Origin of the sequence: Burkholderia sp. Ac-20392, from assembly GCF_017104585.1 — a bacterium.
Classification (GTDB): Bacteria; Pseudomonadota; Gammaproteobacteria; order Burkholderiales; family Burkholderiaceae; genus Burkholderia; species Burkholderia lata.
This window is the reverse complement of the sequence record NZ_JAAGPB010000776.1, coordinates 1-2,895: the sequence shown is the minus strand read 5'-3', so window position 1 is coordinate 2,895 and position 2,895 is coordinate 1. Positions and strand designations below refer to the sequence as shown.

Here is a 2,895-nt window from a genome sequence, read left to right as displayed (position 1 = left end):
GGCCCGCGCATCGGGCGCGCCGGTCGTGGCGGGCGGCGTGGTCAATCCGCCGACGCAGCCGGGCGACGTCGCGGTGCCGTACGTGCCGCAGCTCGTGCGCGACCAGATCCGCGACCAGGTGAAGCAGGAAGTGATCGCGCAGGCGAAGGCCGAGAACTGGGCGCAGCCGAACACGTTCCCCGACTGGGTGTCGCGCATCAAGCTCGACGGCGACCTGCGCGTGCGTGACGAGTATCACTTCTACGGCAGCGGCAACACGAACGGCGTGACGAACTTCGCGGCGATCAACCAGGGCGGCGGGTTCGACGTCAACTCGAACACCAACAACACGCAGATCCCCACGCAGAATACGCGGGAAAACCGCAACAACCTGCTGCGCTACCGTGCGCGGCTCGGCGTGACGGCGACGCTGTCCGACGAGATGATCGCCGGCATCCAGCTCGCGAGCGGCAACGACAACGGGCCGGTGTCGACCACGGCCACCGCGGGCGGCGGTTTCGCGAAGAAGAACATCTGGCTGAACAAGGCGTTCTTTGCCTACAAGCCGACGTCGTGGCTGAACCTGACGGCCGGCCGTTTCGACAACCCGTTCTTCAAGTCGGACCTGGTGTTCTCCGACGACCTGATGATGGACGGGCTCGCCGCGAACCTGCGCCATGCGCTGCCGTGGAATCCGGACGTCACGCTGTTCGGCACGCTCGGCGTGTTCCCGATCCAGTACACGAGCGAGAACTTCCCGTCGAACAGCACCGAGAAGGCCGGCAGCGACACGAAGTGGATGTTGGGCGCACAGTTCGGCGCCGACTGGAAAATCGACGCGAAGAACCGGCTGCGTGGCGCGGTCGCGTACTACGACTTCCAGAACATGCGCGGCACGCTGTCGTCGCCGTGCGCGCTCTATGCCGGCGCGACGAGCTGCAGCACCGACAACGAGGCGCCGGCATTCATGCAGGGCGGCAACACGCTGATTGCGCTGCGCAACATCGTGCAGAACCCGAACCTCGCGCCGGGCATGACGCCGCAGCCGCAGCTGTTCGGCCTGGCCTACAACTACCGGCTGCTCGACCTGAAGGCGCAGTGGGACACGGTGGTGGCCGATCGCTTCAAGCTGCGTCTCGACGGCGAATACGTGCGCAACCTCGCATACAACGACAACAAGGCGTTCGCGGCATCGTCGCTGCCGGTCAACAACTACGATTCGACGTCGGTGAACGCGACGCGCGCCGACTACCGCAGCGGCCCGAACGGCTTCCTCGCGAAGGCCACGTTCGGCGAGCCGGAGCCGCGCGAGAAGGGCCAGTGGAACTTCTCGATCGCGTACAAGTACCTGCAGCCGGACGCCGTGCTCGACGCGTTCAACGATCCCGACTTCCACCTCGGCGGCACCAACGCGCGCGGTTACGTACTCGGCGCCGCGTATGCGGTCGCACGCGATACGTGGGTGTCGGCCCGTTACCTGAGCTCGAAGGAAGTGTACGGGCCGCCGGTATCGATCGACGTGCTGCAGATCGAGCTCAATGCTCGCTTCTGACCGGAGTCGCGGATGAACACGATCACTCGCACGATGTTCGCGGCCGGCGTGGCCGGCACGCTGCTGCTCGCGGCCGGCGGCGCGCACGCGCAGAGCATCGAGGACAAGCTGCGCAGCCAGTTGCGCTCGACCGTGCAGGAGCTGCGCCAGTTGCAGGACAACCAGGCGCAGTTGCAGAACGACAAGGCGGCGGCCGAGAAGCAGCGCGACGACGCACTCGCGCAACTGAAGGCGATGCAGGGGCAACTGGCCGCCGCGCGCGGCGATTCGGGCGCCGAGGCGGCCGCGAAGCGTGCGCTGGCGCAGGAGCGCGCGGGCCGCGAGCAGGACGCGAAGTCGCTGGCGAAATACAAGTCGTCCTATGAGGACCTGCTCGCCGTGTCGCATGCCCGCGACGCGCAGCACACGCAACTGCAGAAGGACGTCGCCGCGCGTGACACGCAACTGAAAACCTGCCAGGCACACAATGCCGAGCTGTATCGCGTGGGACACGAGATTCTCGACGCGTACGAGCATGTCGGGGTCGGCACGCTGTTCTCGTCGCGTCAGCCGTTCGCGCAGTCGGCGCGCGTGAAGTACGACGACATTGCGCAACGCTACGGCGACGCGCTGTATGCGGGCAAGTACGACCCGGCCGCGCGGCCGGTTGCAGCCACGCCGGCACCGGCGTCGGCGTCGGCCGCCGCGGCGAACGCACAGTGAGCGCGTGGCCCGAAGCCGGGATTGAACCGATCGATTCGTTGAATACGGGGAAGACAGACATGCAAGACAAGCAACCGAACGCCGGCGGCGACCGCGCGGCACACGACGCGCCGATCGAAGCGATCAGCGCCGACCACCTGGCCGACGTGCTGCGCCGCGCGGGCTACCGCGTGACGGCGGCCGAACAGAACGGCGCGGTGCAACTGATGAGCGCCAGCCAGGGCATCGGCTTCGCGGTGCGCTTCGGCAATCCGGCCGCCGCGCTCGCGCTGCAGGGCGCCGGCACGCCGCCCGCCACGTTGCTGTTCATCGACTACACGCTGTCGTGCGTGCTGCAGGTGCAGGGCGACTTGCCGACCGAACTCGTCGCCGACTGGAACCGGACCAAGCGCTTCGCGCGTCTGGCGAGCCACGGACAGTTTCTCGCGCTGGAGATGGACGTGGTCGTCGCGGGCGGCGTGTCCGAGCGCTACCTGCGCTCGACGATCGAGCTGTGGGATCGCCTGATCCAGGAATTCCTGCTGCACCTGCGCAACCGTCCCGCGATGGCCGAGCAGGAAGCGGCGGCACGCGCGGCGGCCGGCGATCAGGCCGGCGCATCGCCTGTCGACGCGGCCACGGTAGCGGTCGAGGCCACCGCGAAGTGAGGATCGGCGCCGCGC

Annotated in this window: 3 protein-coding genes; all 3 read left to right on the top strand. The window is 67.8% G+C overall.

Going from position 1 to position 2,895, the window contains the following annotated elements; all coding sequences use genetic code 11:
• Positions 1-1,531, top strand: a 1,531-nt coding sequence (locus G3N99_RS38080; protein WP_206124952.1) for a putative porin, incomplete at its 5' end; no start/stop codon positions are given.
• A 12-nt stretch (positions 1,532-1,543) separates the two neighbouring features.
• A complete protein-coding gene (locus G3N99_RS38075) occupies positions 1,544-2,233 on the top strand; it encodes a hypothetical protein (protein ID WP_174944202.1) in 690 nt (229 codons plus the stop codon).
• 59 nt (positions 2,234-2,292) lie between these two features.
• Positions 2,293-2,880, top strand: coding sequence for a YbjN domain-containing protein (locus tag G3N99_RS38070; protein WP_206124951.1), 588 nt, complete (start codon positions 2,293-2,295; stop codon positions 2,878-2,880).
• Positions 2,881-2,895 lie beyond the last annotated feature (15 nt).

Excerpts from the sequence above, each read along its gene's own strand:
- G3N99_RS38070 (WP_206124951.1), top strand. The coding sequence starts at position 2,293 with ATGCAAGACAAGCAACCGAACGCCGGCGGCGACCGCGCGGCACACGAC.
- G3N99_RS38075 (WP_174944202.1), top strand. The coding sequence starts at position 1,544 with ATGAACACGATCACTCGCACGATGTTCGCGGCCGGCGTGGCCGGCACG.